The sequence below is a fragment of the Pseudomonas sp. NPDC008258 genome (genome assembly GCF_042956345.1).
GTDB lineage: Bacteria > Pseudomonadota > Gammaproteobacteria > Pseudomonadales > Pseudomonadaceae > Aquipseudomonas.
On record NZ_JBIBGE010000001.1, the window covers coordinates 73,835 to 90,549 of the forward strand.

The following is a 16,715-nucleotide window of genomic DNA, read 5'->3' on the forward strand; positions in this document are numbered from 1 at the left end:
GAAACGGGATGTAACAAAAGCGCCAGGGGCTTGTTTATCGATGAAATCGCAGCATAGACGATGGCTATGAGGTGGATTGTCTAAGGATATTTCCTTAATCTTTGCGACCTCGCTACAGTGCGCTCAACTTTCCGCTTTTCGGGCCTGCGCGTTGTAGCCTTCCCCAAGTGCTGCGTGGGTCCGTTTTAAATTTCCAGCTGGCGCAGCCGGTACAACGATGCCGGCCCGTGCGGCCCGCTCGACAGGAGTTCGACATGTCTGAAGTACGTCATTCGCGCGTCATCATTCTCGGTTCCGGCCCTGCCGGTTACAGCGCTGCAGTCTATGCTGCCCGCGCCAACCTCAAGCCGCTGCTGATCACCGGCATGCAGGCCGGCGGCCAGCTGACCACCACCACCGAAGTCGACAACTGGCCAGGCGACCCCCACGGCCTCACCGGCCCTGCCCTGATGCAGCGCATGCAGGAGCACGCTGAGCGCTTCGAGACCGAAATCGTCTTCGACCACATCAATGCCGTCGATCTGGCCAACAAACCGTTCACCCTGCAGGGTGACAGCGGCAGATACACCTGCGACGCGCTGATCATCGCCACCGGTGCCAGCGCCCGCTACCTGGGCCTGCCGTCGGAAGAGGCCTTCATGGGCAAGGGTGTTTCGGCCTGCGCCACCTGTGACGGTTTCTTCTACCGCAACAAGCCGGTTGCTGTGGTTGGCGGCGGCAACACCGCCGTGGAAGAAGCGCTGTACCTGGCCAACATCGCCAGCAAGGTAACCCTGGTGCACCGTCGTGAGACCTTCCGCGCCGAGAAGATCCTGGTCGACAAGCTCAATGCCCGTGTGGCCGAAGGCAAGATCGAGCTCAAGCTCAACGCCAACCTGGACGAAGTGCTGGGCGACAACATGGGCGTGACCGGTGCGCGCCTGAAGAACAACGACGGCAGCAGCGACGAAATCAAGGTCGACGGCGTATTCATCGCCATTGGCCACACGCCGAACACCTCGCTGTTCGAAGGCCAGCTGACCCTGAAGGACGGCTACCTGGTGGTGAACGGCGGCCGTGAAGGCAACGCCACCGCCACCAACGTTGAAGGTGTGTTCGCTGCGGGTGACGTGGCTGACCACGTTTACCGCCAGGCCATTACCTCGGCCGGCGCCGGTTGCATGGCGGCACTGGACGTTGAGCGTTACCTGGACGGCCTGGCCAACGCCTCGTTCTGATCCAGGATCGCCGGGGCCGCTTTGCGGCCCATCGCCGGCAAGCCAGCTCCCACAGGTACTGCACTGTCCTCAGGTCTTGCACCTGACCTGTGGGAGCTGGCTTGCCGGCGATAGGGCCTTGGGCAACCCCAAAAAAACCGGCTCGATGGCCGGTTTTTTATTGCCTGCGGTCAGCTCACAGGCTCAACCGCATCGACAGGTCCACCGCCTTCACATCCTTGGTCATGGCGCCGATCGAGATGTAGTCCACGCCGGTTTCGGCAATCACACGCAGGGTTGTTTCATTGACCCCGCCGCTGGCCTCCAGCTTGGCCTTGCCCGCGTTGATGCGCACCGCTTCGCGCATTTCTTCAAGGTTCAGCTCATCCAGCATGATGATGTCCGCGCCAGCGGCCAGCGCTTCGCGCAATTCATCCAGGCTTTCCACTTCGATTTCCACCGGTTTGCCCGGCGCGATGCGGTGCGCCGCAGCCACGGCTTCGGCTACGCCACCACTGGCGGCGATGTGGTTTTCCTTGATCAGGAACGCGTCGTACAGGCCGATGCGGTGGTTATCGCAGCCGCCGCAGGTCACCGCGTACTTTTGTGCCAGGCGCAAGCCTGGCAGGGTTTTGCGAGTGTCCAGCAGGCGAACCTGAGTACCCTCCACCAGGTCGGCCAGGAAGCGTGCACGGGTAGCCACGCCCGACAGCATCTGCAGGAAGTTCAGCGCACTGCGCTCACCGCTCAGCAGCGAACGGGCCGGGCCTTCCAGGTGAAACAGCGGCTGGTTGGCCGTGGCACGTTCACCGTCGGCCACCTGCCAGTGCACCGCCACGCGTGGATCGAGTTGGCGGAACACGGCATCGACCCACGCGGTGCCGGCAATCACGCAGTCTTCACGGGTGATGATGGTGGCCTTGGCCAGGCGCTCGGCCGGGATCAGCTGCGCGGTGATATCGCCACTGCCGATGTCCTCCAGCAGCGCGCGGCGTACGTTGGCTTCGATTTCGGCGGTCAGGTCGGCAAGGCGTAGGTTCGGCATGGTCGGCTCCACAAGCTAGATGCCCGCGATTATAGGGCAGGGGGCTGGTGTGTACAGCCGCCTTGGCGATGACCTTTGGTCGGGCGCAGTGAGCAATCGGAGCTAATCCGGGTCATTAGCCAGCCGGTGAATCGGCGCTGGCAGCTGTGCGTTTTTTTACCGATAATAGCGCCCAGTATTTGGCGTCATAGCTTTGACGATCTTGGCCCATTCCGGGCAAGACACCCTGCAAGGAATCCAGGATGCATAAAGAAGGCAAGTTGGTGTCCTTGGCGGCAGCCAACGACCGAGGGGGGCGTATGCCTCTGCCTTGCCTTCCTGTATTGCTGCTGCAGGTCCGCGACAAGGCTGCCCTGCAGTTGCGCCAGGGCCTGCAGGATTTGTTCGACAACGCCGACGACACGCTCTTCGAAATGGCCGACAAGTCGGTCGACCGCTGTGACCGGAACCTGTACTTCGAGGCCATGCGTGACCTGCGCCTGAAGCGCAAGAGCATTGAACGTGGCTTTCTGGATACGTTCTACGACACCTTCGTGCGTATCGGCCAGGTCGACCTGCTGGCGAGCCTTGCCGAGCCAGGCAAGCCGCGCAGCAAGGCCCAGGTGGAGCGGGCCGTTGCTATCGAGGGCATGGTGGCAAGGGTGCTGTCACGCGATGGCATTGCCCTGCAACAGTTGAACCTGCGTTTGCAGGCGTTGCTCGACCGGCCGCTGAACGAACAGCACAACCCTTTGGGGCCCACCGCTTTATGTGGCTACTTCCTGGATGCAGGGCGCAACCTGGGGGTTGGGCTGCGGGTCAAGCTGGTGCTGCTGAAACTGTTCGAGCGCTATGTGCTGCGCGATGCAGACATGATCTATGGCGAGGCCAACCAGCTGCTGGGCGCCGCTGGTGTACTGCCCGAGCTGCAACCGGCACCGCGCCGGCGCACCGAAGACCGATGCATGCGCGCACAACGTGGGCCAATGAAACTTGGGCAAGACGTGGGCACCGACGCGGCAGGGCAGGCTCTCTTCGCCTCGATGCAAGCGCTGCTGGCCCCGGCACGCGGGCAGTTTGCACCTCGATTGCAGGCCGTGGCTGCCGCCCGGCCGATCAGTACCGCCGACCTGCTGAGGCTACTGTCGCATTTGCAGCACTACGTACCCGCCACCCATGAGGCCGATGACTTCGACCTTGGCCAACAGCTTGAGCAGCTGTTGTTGCGGGTCAGTGTGCGCAGCGGCACGCGCCGGCGCATCGACGTGGCGGACGAGGACATGATCAACCTGGTCGCCTTGCTGTTTGCCTATATCCAGGGCGATGACAACCTGCCAGCCAGCCTGCGCGCGCTGCTTGTGCGCCTGCATATTCCCATGCTCAAGGTCGCGCTGATGGACAAGGCGCTGTTCAGCCGGGCCAGCCATCCGGCGCGCCGGCTGCTCAACGAGATCGCGGGCGCGGCCATTGGTTGGGAATGCGATAGCAAAGGCCTGCGTGACAACCTGCATGTGCGGGTAGAGCGTATCGTCCAGCGCTTGCTCAATGATTTTGTCGAAGATTGCGGCCTGTTTGCCGAGTTGCTCGACGATTTCCTTGCCTTCAACCAGGAGGAACGGCGGCGCAACGAATTGCTGGAACAACGCACCCGCGATGCCGAAGAGGGCCGGGCCCGCACATTGCAGGCCAGGCAGCAGGTGCAGCACGTGCTCAATCAGCGCCTGCGTGGCCGCGTTTTGCCGCAGGTGGTGGTGCACATGGTGGTGCAGGCCTGGAGCCAGGTGCTGTTGCTGGCCTGGCTCAAGCAGGGCGAGGCCTCCCAGCCCTGGCGGGATGCGCTTCATACCCTGGACACGCTATTGGCCAGCATCACCCCCGGGCACGAGCCGCAAACCCTGTTGCAGCAGGTGCCGGGCTTGCTCAAGGCACTGCGTGATGGCTTGGCCAGCGTGGCCCTGGATTCGGCGGCAACCCGTGAATTCTTCTTGCAACTGGAACAATTGCACCTGCGTGCCTGCTCAGGCACCAAGCTACCCACTGGTAATGAGGTTGTCGAAGTGCTGGTGGACGCGGACATTGTGCTGGCGATTGCCGAAGAGCCAGCCTGCGCACCGCTGCACATTGCCGACGGACAGGCACTGGCGATGCGCCAAGTGCAGCGCTTACGTATCGGTACCTGGGTTGAAGTACGCGATGACGACGAAGCGCTGCGCTGCAAACTGGTAGCGCGCATTGGTAGCAGCGACCGGCTTGTATTTGCCAACCGCACCGGCATGAAAGTACGTGAGTGGAACGGAACCGGCCTGGCCCAGGCACTGCACCGAGGCGATGTGCGGGTGCTGGATGACGGGTTGTTGTTCGAGCGGGCACTGGAGGCGGTGCTCGACGGGCTACGGCAGGCGCAGGCGCAGTAGGTGGCAACATTACAATCATTCACATGCACACGGCGTTGACAGCAGGGCATACTGTGGCTCTGTTCACGGCGCTTTCAGGATCTGCCCCATGCAATTGGACCGTGCCACTGGCTGGTTCCACGGAATCGGAATCACCCACTGCCCCTCGCCGAATTTCAATGCCCGCCCCGACGGCGAATCGATTTCCCTGCTGGTGATCCACAACATCAGCCTGCCGCCAGCCTGTTTCGGCACCGGCAAGGTGCAGCAATTCTTCCAGAACCGCCTGGACCCAGCCGAGCACCCTTACTTCGCCAGCATCAACCACCTGACCGTATCGGCACACATTTTTGTCGAACGTGACGGGGCAGTGACCCAGTTTGTGTCACTGCTCGACCGCGCCTGGCACGCGGGTGTGTCGTGTTTCGACGGGCGCGAAGGCTGCAATGACTTCTCTATCGGTATCGAGCTGGAAGGTACTGACGACCTGGCCTATACCGATGCCCAGTACGCCGTGCTGGAGCAACTCACCCAACACATTCGCAGTGCCTGGCCTGCCATCGACCTGGGTCGCATCCAGGGCCACAGCGACATTGCCCCGCAACGCAAGACCGACCCCGGCCCGTCCTTCGATTGGCCGCGTTACCGCGAAGCGTTGTTGCACAAAGAGGACAAGGCATGAGTTTTCTGGTGTTGCTGCTGGCGCTGTGGGTCGAGAAGTTTTCGGCCCTGCGTCACCAAGTGCAGCGTGACGGGTTTTTCCTTGGCGAGTTGGTGCGGCTGGAACGCAGCGGCAAGGTTCACCCCTTGTGGACGCTGGCCATCCTGGTGCTGGCACCGGTAGCGCTGCTGGTGTTGCTGCTGCATGTGCTGGAGCCGGTAGCGTATGGGCTGTTGGCCTTGCCGGTACACCTGTTGGTGCTGGTCTATAGCCTGGGCCGTGGCGATGCCAAGGCTTCGCTTGGGCCGTTCCGCGATGCCTGGCGGCGTGGTGATGACCAGGCAGCGCTGCATGTTGCGGAGCGTGACCTGGGCCTGGCAGCCGACGAGCCGCACAGCCTGTTGGTGCGCGTGCAGGGCAACCTGCTGTGGCAGGTGTACCAGGGCTTTTTTGCGGTGATCTTCTGGTATTTCGTGTTGGGCCCGGGGGCTGCGTTGGCTTACCGCCTGCTGGCGCTGTGCGGCGAGCACAGCCAGCAGCCGGCGTTGAAGGCGCGTGCCGAACAGCTGCGGCATATCATGGACTGGTTGCCGGTTCGTTTGCTGGCCTTGAGCTTTGCTTTGGTGGGCAACTTCCTCGCGGTCACGCGGGTGATGCTGCATGAGGTGCTCAACTGGCACATCAGCGCTGCGCACCTGGTGGCCAGGGTAGGGCGCATTGCCGACGATATTCCCGAGGAAGAAGACAGCCAGCGTGGGTTGGGGCGGCTGGACAGCCTGTGGGAACTGCTGCTGCGCTGTGCGGTGCTGTGGTATGCCGGGTTTGCACTCTGGACCGTGCTGGTCTGAGGCCATTCATTGGCTTCTTCGCGGGTAAACCCGCTCCCACAGGTACGGCGTAGTTTTCACAACTGGCGCGGACCCTGTGGGAGCGGGTTTACCCGCGAAGAGGCCGTCACAGGCGAGAAACCCTACCAGCCAAACAACTCGTAAGCATTGCGGCTACTGGCCTCTGCCAGCACCCCGGCATCAATCCCCATTACCTCTGCCAGCACCCCGGCAATCTCCGGTAAATGCTCTGGGCTGTTCCGAACCCCCGGGTACATCACCGGCGCCATATCCGGCGCATCGGTCTCCAGCACCACACTCTCCAACGGCAGCCGCGCCAAGGTCCTGCGTAGCCGCAGTGCCTGCGGCCAGGTTGCGGCACCGCCAAGCCCGAGCTTGAAGCCTAGCTTGATGTACTCACGCGCTTCTTCGTAACTGCCGGCAAAGGCATGGATCACCCCCGCACGCGCCGGCTTGTAGCGCTTGAGTGTGGCGATCACCTGGGCATGGCTGCGGCGCACGTGCAGCAGGGCGGGCAGCGTGAAGTCGCAGGCCATTTGCAGTTGCGCTTCAAACAGCTCCTGCTGGCGCGCTTTGTCCAGGTCTTCAAGGTAGTAGTCCAGGCCAAACTCACCCACTGCGCAAAGCCTCGGGTCGCCGTGCAGGCGCCCCAGCCATTCGCGCAACTGCACCAGGTGCTCCGGGCGGTGCTGGTCGAGGTAGACCGGGTGCAGGCCGAGCGCGGCGAACAGGCGCTGATCGCTGCTGGCCAGGTCCAGCACCCGCTGGAAGTTCGCCTGATACACCCCCAGTACCACCATCCGCTCCACGCCACGCGCCGCCGCGTTGGCCAACAGGCGCGGGCGGTCGGCGTCGAAGTCGGGAAAGTCCAGGTGGGTGTGGGTGTCGATCAGGCGCATGTTCAGGCCGCTGTGATGCGCTGCTTGAAGGTCCGGCCGACGGCATGCACACCAGGTTCGTAGCGCTTCTCCTCGATGGCCGCCAGCGCCAGTTCAAGCGCTGTGGACGCAATCAGACCGTGTTGCTGGGCCATGGCATTGACCGGCAGCGGCAGGAAATCGAGCAACTGGTTATCGCCAAAGGTACCCAGTTGCAGCTGGCGAGAATCCGCAGGGCGCGCCTGCAAGGTGTCGAACACGCCTTGCAGCAGCACGTACGAGGTGGTCACCAAGGCATCTGGAAGGCCGCCCAGATCATCGATCAGTTGCTGCATCAGGCGCTGGCCGCATTCACGGCTGAACGCTTCGCCCTGGTAGCGGCGGACTTCACCGGCATAACCTTGCAGTGCTTCTTCGAACCCGCCGGCACGCGCCTGGCTGACGGACAGCTCAGGGCGGGCGCCAATCAGGGCGATGCTGCGTGGGGCGGCGCTGAGCAGGCTGGCGGCCAGTTGGCGGCTGGCGTCGCGGTCATCGCTGATCACCGAGCAGAAGTGGGCAGGGTCCAGGCGGCGGTCAATGGCGATCACCGGCAGGCCTTTACCCTGTAAATCGCGGTAGCTGTCGTCTTCTGGCGGCAGGCAGCTGGCTACGAAAAGCGCGTCGCAACGGCGCGCGCGGAACAGTTGCTGCAATTGGCGCTCGCTGTCGGGCTGGTCGTCGCTGCTGGCGATCAGCAGCTGGTAGCCACGGGCACGGGCACCTTGCTCCAGCTGCTTGGCAATACGGGCGTAGCTGGGGTTCTCCAGATCCGGGAGAATGAAGCCCAGGGTGCGGGTGTGCCGGCTGCGCAGGCCGGCGGCCTGCGGGTTAGGGGTGAAGCCGTGGGCCTCGACCACCGCACGCACGCGTTCGACGGTGGTATTGCTGATGCGCTGCTGTTCAGCCTTGCCGTTGATGACGTAGCTGGCTGTGGTCACGGACACACCGGCCAGACGGGCGATATCGCTGAGTTTCACCGAATTTTCCTTGTTATTTCCGGGGCTGGCTGTAAGGCCGGACCGGGTAGTTTGACCCAGCGCAGGCATCACGCGCAGACGACCATTGTCGCAATTGTCCGACAGGATGGGGCTTTTTACCGGGCAGATTATCGAGTAACGTGGCCGTCTGGTCAGATTAATCGTTTCAGCTGCCGAATTTTCTGCCTCGGCTGCCATCTGTGCAAGGCTGTTGAACTGGCCCTTCATGTGAATTTCACAACAATACTCCAGTACCCGACCGGGAACTGCAAAAGGAGAAGGTCATGCTCGAGCTCGCCAAGGAGCAGATAGCCATGGGCCAGGTGGCCGCCGACAAAGCCGGGGCATTGCGCCTGCTGGCCGAGCGGCTGGTTGCCGATGGCCTGGTCGCCGACGGGTACCTGCAAGGGCTGCAGGCCCGTGAGGCCCAAGGCTCAACGTTCCTTGGCCAGGGCATCGCCATTCCCCATGGCACGCCGCAAACCCGTGACCTGGTGTATGCCACCGGCGTGCGCCTGTTGCAGTTTCCCGAGGGCGTGGACTGGGGCGATGGGCAAAAGGTGTACCTGGCCATTGGTATTGCCGCACGCTCCGATGAGCACCTGCGCCTGCTGCAACTGCTGACCCGCGCCTTGGGCGAGACCGACCTGGCCGAAGCGCTGCGCCGGGCCAGTTCTGCCGACGCGCTGCTCAAGCTGCTGCAAGGTGCGCCTCAGGAACTGGCACTGGATGCACAACTGGTCGGCCTGAACCTGCCCGCTGAAGACTTCGACGAACTGGCCTGGCGTGGTGCCCGCCTGCTGCAGCGTGCCGACTGTGTGGACAGCGGCTTTGCCGCCGTGCTGCAACAGGCTGAGCCGCTGCCACTGGGCGAGGGCCTGTGGTGGCTGCACAGCGAGCGCCAGGTGCGACAACCAGGCCTGGCGTTCATCACCCCGCAGCAGCCACTGCGTTACCGCGGCCAACCGCTTAACGGCCTGTTCTGCCTGGCCAGCCTGGGTGCCGCTCACCAGGCCCTGCTCGAGCGCCTGTGCGAAGTGCTGATCGAAGGCCGTGGGCAGATGCTTTACCAGGCCACCAGTAGCCGTGCGGTGCTCGAAGTACTGGGGGGCGAGGCACCAGCGGACTGGCCCAGCGCGCGCATCGTGCTGGCCAACCCGCATGGCCTGCATGCCCGCCCGGCCAAGGTGCTGGCGCAACTGGCCAAAGGCTTCGAGGGGGAAATCCGCGTTCGTCTGGTCGACAGCGCGCAGCCGGCGGTATCGGTGAAGAGCCTGAGCAAGCTGCTCAGCCTGGGCGCCCGCCGTGGCCAGACGCTGGAGCTGGTGGCCGAGCCGGGCATTGCCGCCGATGCTTTACCGGTACTGGTGGCCGCCATTGAGCAAGGCTTGGGTGAAGAGGTAGAGCCGCTGGCGCAACCTGTGGCAGCCGTGGCCAGTCCCGCGGCCGAAGTGCTGCAAGCCCCTGTGCCCGGTAGCCGCATTCAGGGCGTGGGCGCTGCTCCCGGCATTGCCAGCGGCCCGGCGCATGTGTGTGTCGAGCGTGACATCGATTACCCGCTACGCGGTGAGTCCACTGCACTGGAGCGGCAAAAGCTGCGCCAGGCCATAGCGATGGTAGACAGCGACCTGCAGGCTTTGGTCAAGCGAAGCGACAAGGCGATTGGCGAGATCTTCGTCACCCACCAGGAAATGCTCGCCGACCCGGCACTGACCGACGATGTCGAACAGCGCCTTGCCCAAGGCGAAAGCGCCGCGGCTGCCTGGATGGCGGTGATCGAAGCCGCAGCCCGCCAACAGGAGGCGTTGCACGATGCCTTGCTGGCCGAACGCGCCGCCGACCTGCGCGACATCGGCCGCCGCGTGCTGGCGCAATTGTGTGGCGTGCCGGCTCAGGTCGAGCCCGAGCAACCTTACGTGCTGGTAATGACCGAAGTCGGCCCGTCCGATGTGGCGCGGCTGGACCCAAGCCGGGTTGCCGGTATCGTTACCGCCCAAGGCGGCGCGACCGCCCACAGTGCTATCGTCGCGCGCGCGTTGGGCATCCCGGCGGTGGTCGGCGCAGGTGCGTCGATACTGTTGCTGCAAAGTGGCACGCCGCTGTTGCTCGATGGCCAGCGCGGTGTGGTCAACGTGGCGCCGCCAGCTGATGAGCTGCAACGGGCGCTGGCGGAGCGCGACCTGCGCGAGCAAAGGCTGCAGGCTGCCTGGGCCAACCGCTTCGAGCCGGCGGTGACCCGCGATGGCCACGCTGTCGAGGTGTTCGCCAACATCGGTGACAGCAACGGCATTGCCAAGGTGGTGGAACAGGGCGCCGAAGGCGTGGGCCTGCTGCGCACCGAACTGATTTTCATGGCCCACCCCCAGGCCCCGGACGTGGCCACCCAGGAGGCCGAGTACCGCCGCGTGCTCGATGGCCTGGGCGGGCGGCCGCTGGTGGTGCGCACCCTTGATGTCGGCGGTGACAAGCCGCTGCCGTACTGGCCGATCGCCGCCGAGGAAAACCCCTTCCTGGGTGTACGGGGCGTGCGCCTGACCCTGCAGCGCCCGCAGATCATGGAAGCCCAGCTGCGCGCCTTGCTGCGCGCTGCCGACCAGCGCCCGCTACGCATCATGTTCCCGATGGTTGGCCAGGTGCACGAGTGGCGCGAGGCGCGGGCCATGGTCGAGCGCCTGCGGGCTGAAATACCGGTGGCCGACCTGCAACTGGGGATTATGGTCGAGGTGCCTTCGGCCGCTTTGCTGGCCGCGCAACTGGCGCGTGAAGTGGACTTTTTCAGCATCGGCACCAACGACCTGACCCAGTACACCCTGGCCATCGACCGTGGCCACCCGAGCCTTAGCGCCCAGTCCGACGGCCTGCACCCGGCGGTGCTCAGCCTGATCGACATGACCGTGCGTGCTGCCCATGCCCACGGCAAGTGGGTAGGTGTGTGCGGCGAGTTGGCGGCCGACCCTCAGGCGGTGCCGGTGCTGCTGGGCCTGGACGTGGATGAACTCAGCGTTTCTGCGCGCAGCATCGCCGAAGTCAAGGCTCTGGTTCGCCAGGCCGATCACCAGACGGCCCGCGCCCTGGCGCGCGGGGCCCTGCAACAAGACAGCGCCGCAGCGGTTCGCGCGCTGGTGGAGCGTTACTGAATGGCCAAGATCCTTACCCTCACCCTGAACCCGGCGCTAGACATCACCATCGGCCTCGATACCTTGCGCCCGGGGCAGGTCAACCGTAACCAGGCACAACAGAGCCACGCGGCGGGCAAAGGGCTGAACGTTGCCCAGGTGCTGGCCGACCTGGGCCATAGCGTGACCGTTGGCGGCTTCCTGGGGCAGGATAACTTGCAGCCCTTCGAGGCACTGATCGGCTGGCGCGGCTTTGCCGACTGCTTTGTGCGCGTGCCCGGTGAAACCCGCAGCAACATCAAGCTGGTCGAGGCTGATGGCCGCGTCACCGACATCAACGGCCAGGGCCCGGAAGTTGACGAGGCGGCACGCAGCGCCTTGCTGCGCCGGCTGGAACAGGTTGCCCCCGGCCACGATGCCGTGGTGGTGGCAGGCAGCCTGCCACGCGGGATCAGTGCCGAGTGGTTCCGCCAGTTGCTTGACCAACTGAAGGCCCAAGGCCTCAGGGTAGCCCTGGACAGCAGCGGCGAAGCCCTGCGTGCAGGCCTGCAAAGCGCACCCTGGCTGGTCAAGCCCAATACCGAAGAGCTGGGCGAAGTACTTGGCCTGGCTGTGGATAACCCGGCGCAGCAGCGTGCTGCCGCCGAGCGGCTGCTGGCAAGCGGCGTCGAACACGTGGTGGTGTCTGCGGGTGAGCAAGGTGTCAGCTGGTTTGCCAGCGGCCTGGCTTTACACGCCCGCCCGCCCGCCGTGCGGGTTGCCAGCACGGTGGGCGCGGGGGACTCGTTGGTCGCAGGCATGGTGCATGGCCTGTTGCAGGGCGAGCCCCCTGCGCAGACGTTGGCCCGCGCCACCGCGATTGCCGCCCAGGCCGTCACCCAGGTTGGCTTCGGCATCCGTGACCGCCAGCAACTGGCGCAGCTGGAAGCCGCCGTGCAACTGACAGAACAACAAGAGGGTTGCCGATGAACATTGCCATTGTCACCGCCTGCCCCAACGGCCAGGTGTCGAGTGTGCTGAGTGCGCGCCTGATGTCTGCCGCTGCGCAGCGGCGCGGCTGGAGCACCAGTGTAGAAGTGCAGGATGCCGAGCACCCGGAACGGCAGCTGAGTGCTGCGCAGATCGCCGAGGCCGACTGGGTGCTGGTGGTCAGCACCGGCCCGGTGGACCTGGGCCGCTTCGTCGGCAAGCGCGTGTACCAGAGCACGCCCTCGCAGGCGCTGGCTGATCGCGAAGGCTTCCTCGATGAAGCCGCCACCAATGCCCGGTTGCTGGCGGATGTACCGGCAAGCCCGGTAGTTGCTGACAGCGCTGGCACGCGCATCGTTGCCGTCACTGCCTGCCCGACTGGCGTAGCGCACACGTTCATGGCCGCAGAGGCCTTGCAGCAAGCCGCGCAGCAGTCGGGATACCAACTGACCGTCGAGACCCAGGGCTCGGTGGGCGCGCGCAACCCGTTGTCTGCCGAGGCTATCGCTGAAGCGGATGTGGTGCTGCTGGCCGCAGATATCGAAGTACCTACTGCGCGGTTTGCCGGCAAGCGGATCTACCGCTGTGGCACCGGCATTGCGCTCAAGCAGGCTCGCGCAACGCTGGACAAAGCGTTGGCTGAAGCGAAAGTGGAAAGCGCTACCGACACTGCGGCGCCAGCCACCACGGCGAAGGGTGAGAAGACCGGTGTGTACAAGCACCTGCTCACCGGGGTGTCGTTCATGCTGCCCATGGTGGTGGCGGGTGGCCTGTTGATTGCCCTGTCGTTCGTGTTTGGCATCGAGGCCTATAAAGAGCCGGGTACCTTGCCGGCGGCATTGATGCAGATTGGTGGCGAGGCTGCGTTCAAACTGATGGTGCCGCTGCTGGCGGGCTATATCGCCTGGTCCATTGCCGACCGCCCGGGGCTTGCGCCCGGCATGATCGGCGGGCTGTTGGCCAGTACCTTGGGCGCTGGTTTCATCGGTGGGATTGTCGCCGGCTTTCTTGCCGGTTACAGCGCCAAAGCCATTGCCCGCTGGGCGCGCTTGCCCACCAGCCTTGAAGCGCTCAAGCCGATCCTGATCATTCCGCTACTGGCCAGCCTGTTCACCGGCCTGGTGATGATCTACGTGGTTGGCCAACCGGTGGCGGCCATGCTCGAAGGCCTCACGCACTTCCTCGACAGCATGGGCACCACCAATGCCATCCTGCTGGGGCTATTGCTGGGCGGGATGATGTGCGTCGACCTTGGCGGGCCGATCAACAAGGCTGCCTATGCCTTTTCGGTAGGGCTGCTGGCCTCGTCCAGCTACGCACCGATGGCGGCGACCATGGCTGCCGGCATGGTGCCGCCGATCGGCCTGGGCATCGCCACCTTCCTTGCCCGGCGCAAGTTTGCCCAGAGCGAGCGCGAGGCGGGGAAGGCGGCCTTGGCGCTGGGCTTGTGCTTCATTTCCGAAGGGGCGATCCCGTTTGCTGCCAAGGACCCGCTGCGGGTGATTCCGGCCAGTATCGCCGGTGGGGCGTTGACCGGGGCGTTGTCGATGTACTTCGGTTGCAAGCTGATGGCGCCGCATGGTGGGTTGTTTGTGCTGCTGATCCCCAATGCGATCAATCATGCACTGCTGTATTTGCTGGCGATCGTGGCGGGTAGCCTGCTGACGGCAGTGGTGTATGCGGTGATCAAGAAGAGCGAGCAGGTGGAGTTGGCGGTGGCGCCGGTGAAAGGGTAAAGATTTTCATAGGGGCTACAGGCCTCTTCGCGGGCGCGCCCGCTCCCACAGGGATCCTGCAAACCTCAAGTTCATGCAGTACCTGTGGGAGCGGGCGTGCCCGCGAAGAGGCCGGAACAGGTCACCGCCCATGCTTCTGCCGCAACGGCACCAGCAGATCCCCCAGCCCGTTGTGGTCCACCTCATGCATCAACGCCAGCAATCCACCCAGCTCCCCCGCCGGAAAGCCCTTGCGCGCAAACCACGCCAGGTAGTCACCCGGCAAGTCGGCAATGATGCGCCCCTGGTACTTGCCAAACGGCATGGTCCGGGTCACCAGCAGTTCGAGGGTTTCCGGTTTCATCTTCGGCGCACCTGGCAGTTCAAAAGTGCCGACCATACTGCAATCTGCACGAGCGCCCAAGCGGCGATCATGCAGAACGCCCTCATGTGTCGTTAGCCTTCTTGATTTAACTTATTGATTTTAATGGTTTTATTTTCACTTGATAGCTTGGCACGAACACTGCTCCCTTACAGATGACTATCACCTGCCAAGGAGTTCGACCATGAGCAACCCCAACAAAGACGTGATTGATGTGCTCAACGACCTGATCGAGTACAGCAAGGATGGCGAGAAGGGCTTCAAGACTTCGGCCGATGATGTGAAGAACCCCGAGCTGAAAGCGTTCTTCGTCCAGCGTGCCGGCGAGTGCGCCAACGCCGCTGGCGAACTGCAAAGCGAAGTGCGCCGGTTGGGCGGCGACCCGGAAACTTCCACCAGCATCAGCGGCGACCTGCACCGTGGCTGGGTCAACCTCAAGTCGCTGGTCACTGGCAAGGATGAAGAAGCGGTGCTCAACGAAGTGGAGCGGGGTGAGGACCACGCCCTGAAGGCCTACAAAGAGGCCCGCGAAAAACTGGTCAAGCTGGGCCGCACTGCCAGCGACATGACCTACAGCCTGGTGGAAAAACAGCTGCAAGGCGTGCAGCGCAACCATGACCAGGTGAAGGCCCTGCGCAACGCCGCCCGCGCCCGCTCCTAAGCGTCAGGCCCCTCTGCCTCTACCCGGTTGCGGCCCTTGGCCTTGGCCCGGTAGAGCGCTTCGTCTGCGGCACCCAGCACCCGGGTCAGGTCGTGCTGGGTGCCAGACAGGCCGATACCGATGCTCACCGTGACGGCGTGGGCATCATCGGCAAAGGGTGCCAACGCTTCGACACTGGCACGGATGCGCTCGGCCAGCAGCTGTGCGCCAGCCAGGTCGGTTTCCGGCAGTACTACCTGGAATTCCTCCCCACCGTAACGCGCAGCCAGGTCGGCCGGCCGGCGGATGCACGCCTCGATGGCCTTGGCCACTTCGCGCAGGGCATGGTCGCCACCGGCATGGCCATGGCGCTGGTTGAATGCCTTGAAATGGTCCACATCCACCATCAGCACCGCCAGCGGCTTGTGATTGCGCTGCGCACGCGCCCATTCCTGGCGCAGCACCTGGTCCAGGCGGCGGCGGTTGGCCAGGCCAGTCAGGCTGTCAGTGGCGGCCAAGGTTGCCAGGCCTTGTTCGGCCTCCTGGCGGCGGCGCAGTTCGCGGCCCAGTAGCAGGGTCAGCCAGAGAATGCCCACGCACAGCACACCGGTGGCCACGCTGACCAGGATCGCGGTGCGCCGCCACGACTGGAACACTTCGTCGGCCGAATGCACCACCAGTACGATCAATGGCAACTGCGCGACCCGGGCGAAGGTGTACATGCGCGGGCTGCCGTCGGTGCCGGAGCGGGCGGTGAAGTTGCCGCTTTGCTCACTGATAATGCGCTGGAAGTTGGGCCGCTCGGCATAGTTGGTGCCGATCAGCGGGTCTTGCGGGCGCGAGGGTTGGCGGGCGAGCAACTGGCCGTCGGTATTGAACAGGTTGATACTGCTGTCGTCGCCTATGTCCAGGCGCTGGAACAGGTCGCTGAAGTAGGACAGGCGCAGTGCCCCCGCCGCCAAACCGGCAAACTCGCCATCGGGGCCGGGGATGCGCCGGCTGAAGCTGATACACCAGTCCAGGTCACCCAGCCTGGCCTTGAACGGCGGGCCCACCAGCAAGCCAAGGTTGGCATTGCGCTGGTGCGCCTTGAACACCCCGGTATCGCCGAAATTGGCCTTGCGCGGCACGCTGCTGGTGGAGTCGCCCACCACATTGCCTTGCTTGTCCAGCCACAGCACATCACCGCGCTTGCGGTCGACGAAGGCCTCGTTGAACAGCAGGCGCTGGCGCAAGGGGCCAGGTATTTCCGGCAGTTCCTTGCGCCCGACGGCCCAGATCAGGCCCTGCAACGACTGGTCGTAGAGTTCGGCGTTACGCAGGATGTCGCTTTCGATCAGCTGGACGATGTTGTTGGACGAGCGAATGGCTGACAGTTCGACGCTGTCGCGCTCACGCGCCAGCAGGTAGCTGACGATGGCCACGATGGCGAGCACGGCAAGGCAACTGCCCAGATTGAGGGTCAGTTCGGGGTGCGACCTGAGGAATGCGAAACGCGGTAATCGGGTGGGCATGCTCGCTACTGCGTGGGCAGGGCCATTCGCGGCGGCGACATTCTAGGGAAGCAAGGATTGTCGGACAAGATTTGTCCGACGGAATCACGCATGGCCGTATCTCGGCTACAGGTCGAACCCTGTGGGAGCGGGCTTGCCCGCGAAGCAAGCGCCGCGGTGTATGGCACCGGCTTCGCCGGTGTTCGCGGGCATGCCCGCTCCCACAGGGTTATTTCGTAGGCGCCGAACATATGGTGCAGAGCACCTTTCACCGCTGATTCCTTCGCCGATACTTTTTCGTCATAACTCAAAACATTTTCTTGTTTGACTAAGCTGCGACAAGTACTAATCTACTGACAATGATTTCTCTAAGTGACGTAG

At 64.0% G+C, this 16,715-nt stretch carries 13 protein-coding genes; 8 read left to right on the forward strand and 5 right to left on the reverse strand.

Annotated elements, in window-relative coordinates; genetic code table 11:
• Nucleotides 1–254: 254 nt before the first annotated feature.
• Entirely contained in the window at nt 255–1,217 is a 963-nt protein-coding gene (gene trxB, locus ACFY9W_RS00375) for a thioredoxin-disulfide reductase (protein WP_391124248.1), read from the forward strand.
• A gap of 175 nt (nt 1,218–1,392) precedes the next feature.
• Here the strand turns inward: trxB and nadC are convergent, their stop codons facing one another.
• Complete coding sequence (gene nadC, locus ACFY9W_RS00380; RefSeq protein WP_016713265.1) at nt 1,393–2,241, reverse strand: carboxylating nicotinate-nucleotide diphosphorylase; 849 nt, start codon at nt 2,239–2,241, stop codon at nt 1,393–1,395.
• A 242-nt stretch (nt 2,242–2,483) separates the two neighbouring features.
• Here nadC and ACFY9W_RS00385 point away from each other — a divergent pair, with 242 nt between their 5' ends.
• From ACFY9W_RS00385 to ampE, 3 genes are all read left to right on the forward strand, one after another.
• Entirely contained in the window at nt 2,484–4,634 is a 2,151-nt protein-coding gene (locus ACFY9W_RS00385) for a DUF1631 family protein (RefSeq protein ID WP_391124251.1), read from the forward strand.
• Nucleotides 4,635–4,722: 88 nt separating this feature from the next.
• On the forward strand, nt 4,723–5,295 hold the full coding sequence (ampD, locus tag ACFY9W_RS00390) for a 1,6-anhydro-N-acetylmuramyl-L-alanine amidase AmpD (protein ID WP_391124254.1): 573 nt from the start codon (nt 4,723–4,725) through the stop codon (nt 5,293–5,295).
• Nucleotides 5,292–6,122 carry a regulatory signaling modulator protein AmpE gene (ampE, locus tag ACFY9W_RS00395; protein WP_391124257.1) on the forward strand — a complete coding sequence of 277 codons (831 nt, stop codon included), beginning with the start codon at nt 5,292–5,294 and terminating at the stop codon, nt 6,120–6,122. Before ampD ends, ampE begins: the two co-directional genes overlap by 4 nt.
• A gap of 122 nt (nt 6,123–6,244) precedes the next feature.
• On the opposite strand, the gene ACFY9W_RS00400 is transcribed toward ampE, so the two are convergent.
• Nucleotides 6,245–7,021 (reverse strand): TatD family hydrolase, encoded by a 777-nt coding sequence (locus tag ACFY9W_RS00400; protein ID WP_391124260.1) that lies wholly within the window; start codon nt 7,019–7,021, stop codon nt 6,245–6,247.
• A gap of 2 nt (nt 7,022–7,023) precedes the next feature.
• A complete protein-coding gene (gene cra, locus ACFY9W_RS00405; protein ID WP_391124263.1) occupies nt 7,024–8,019 on the reverse strand; it encodes a catabolite repressor/activator in 996 nt (331 codons plus the stop codon).
• 284 nt (nt 8,020–8,303) lie between these two features.
• Here cra and ptsP point away from each other — a divergent pair, with 284 nt between their 5' ends.
• Genes ptsP through ACFY9W_RS00420 form a run of 3 tightly spaced genes read left to right on the forward strand, consistent with a single transcriptional unit; the run spans nt 8,304 to nt 13,840 of the window.
• A complete protein-coding gene (gene ptsP / locus ACFY9W_RS00410) occupies nt 8,304–11,156 on the forward strand; it encodes a phosphoenolpyruvate--protein phosphotransferase (RefSeq protein WP_391124266.1) in 2,853 nt (950 codons plus the stop codon).
• A complete protein-coding gene (pfkB, locus tag ACFY9W_RS00415) occupies nt 11,157–12,104 on the forward strand; it encodes a 1-phosphofructokinase (RefSeq protein ID WP_391124268.1) in 948 nt (315 codons plus the stop codon).
• Entirely contained in the window at nt 12,101–13,840 is a 1,740-nt protein-coding gene (locus ACFY9W_RS00420) for a PTS fructose-like transporter subunit IIB (RefSeq protein WP_391124271.1), read from the forward strand. Before pfkB ends, ACFY9W_RS00420 begins: the two co-directional genes overlap by 4 nt.
• Before the next feature lie 121 nt (nt 13,841–13,961).
• Here the strand turns inward: ACFY9W_RS00420 and ACFY9W_RS00425 are convergent, their stop codons facing one another.
• A complete protein-coding gene (locus ACFY9W_RS00425; RefSeq protein WP_391124274.1) occupies nt 13,962–14,183 on the reverse strand; it encodes a putative quorum-sensing-regulated virulence factor in 222 nt (73 codons plus the stop codon).
• Between the two features lie 202 nt (nt 14,184–14,385).
• On the opposite strand from ACFY9W_RS00425, the gene ACFY9W_RS00430 reads away from it, so the two are divergent.
• Entirely contained in the window at nt 14,386–14,862 is a 477-nt protein-coding gene (locus tag ACFY9W_RS00430) for a PA2169 family four-helix-bundle protein (RefSeq protein WP_391124276.1), read from the forward strand.
• Here ACFY9W_RS00430 and ACFY9W_RS00435 read toward each other — a convergent pair.
• Nucleotides 14,859–16,355, reverse strand: a complete 1,497-nt coding sequence (locus ACFY9W_RS00435) for a diguanylate cyclase domain-containing protein (protein WP_391124280.1) — start codon at nt 16,353–16,355, stop codon at nt 14,859–14,861. The two genes, ACFY9W_RS00430 and ACFY9W_RS00435, sit on opposite strands and share 4 nt — an antisense overlap.
• Nucleotides 16,356–16,715 lie beyond the last annotated feature (360 nt).

Bases quoted from the DNA above. Each gene is read 5' to 3' on its own strand.
- trxB (WP_391124248.1), top strand. From the start codon at position 255: ATGTCTGAAGTACGTCATTCGCGCGTCATCATTCTCGGTTCCGGCCCT.
- nadC (WP_016713265.1), bottom strand. From the start codon at position 2,241: ATGCCGAACCTACGCCTTGCCGACCTGACCGCCGAAATCGAAGCCAAC.
- ACFY9W_RS00385 (WP_391124251.1), top strand. From the start codon at position 2,484: ATGCATAAAGAAGGCAAGTTGGTGTCCTTGGCGGCAGCCAACGACCGA.
- ampD (WP_391124254.1), top strand. From the start codon at position 4,723: ATGCAATTGGACCGTGCCACTGGCTGGTTCCACGGAATCGGAATCACC.
- ampE (WP_391124257.1), top strand. From the start codon at position 5,292: ATGAGTTTTCTGGTGTTGCTGCTGGCGCTGTGGGTCGAGAAGTTTTCG.
- ACFY9W_RS00400 (WP_391124260.1), bottom strand. From the start codon at position 7,021: ATGCGCCTGATCGACACCCACACCCACCTGGACTTTCCCGACTTCGAC.
- ptsP (WP_391124266.1), top strand. From the start codon at position 8,304: ATGCTCGAGCTCGCCAAGGAGCAGATAGCCATGGGCCAGGTGGCCGCC.
- pfkB (WP_391124268.1), top strand. From the start codon at position 11,157: ATGGCCAAGATCCTTACCCTCACCCTGAACCCGGCGCTAGACATCACC.
- ACFY9W_RS00420 (WP_391124271.1), top strand. From the start codon at position 12,101: ATGAACATTGCCATTGTCACCGCCTGCCCCAACGGCCAGGTGTCGAGT.
- ACFY9W_RS00425 (WP_391124274.1), bottom strand. From the start codon at position 14,183: ATGAAACCGGAAACCCTCGAACTGCTGGTGACCCGGACCATGCCGTTT.
- ACFY9W_RS00430 (WP_391124276.1), top strand. From the start codon at position 14,386: ATGAGCAACCCCAACAAAGACGTGATTGATGTGCTCAACGACCTGATC.
- ACFY9W_RS00435 (WP_391124280.1), bottom strand. From the start codon at position 16,355: ATGCCCACCCGATTACCGCGTTTCGCATTCCTCAGGTCGCACCCCGAA.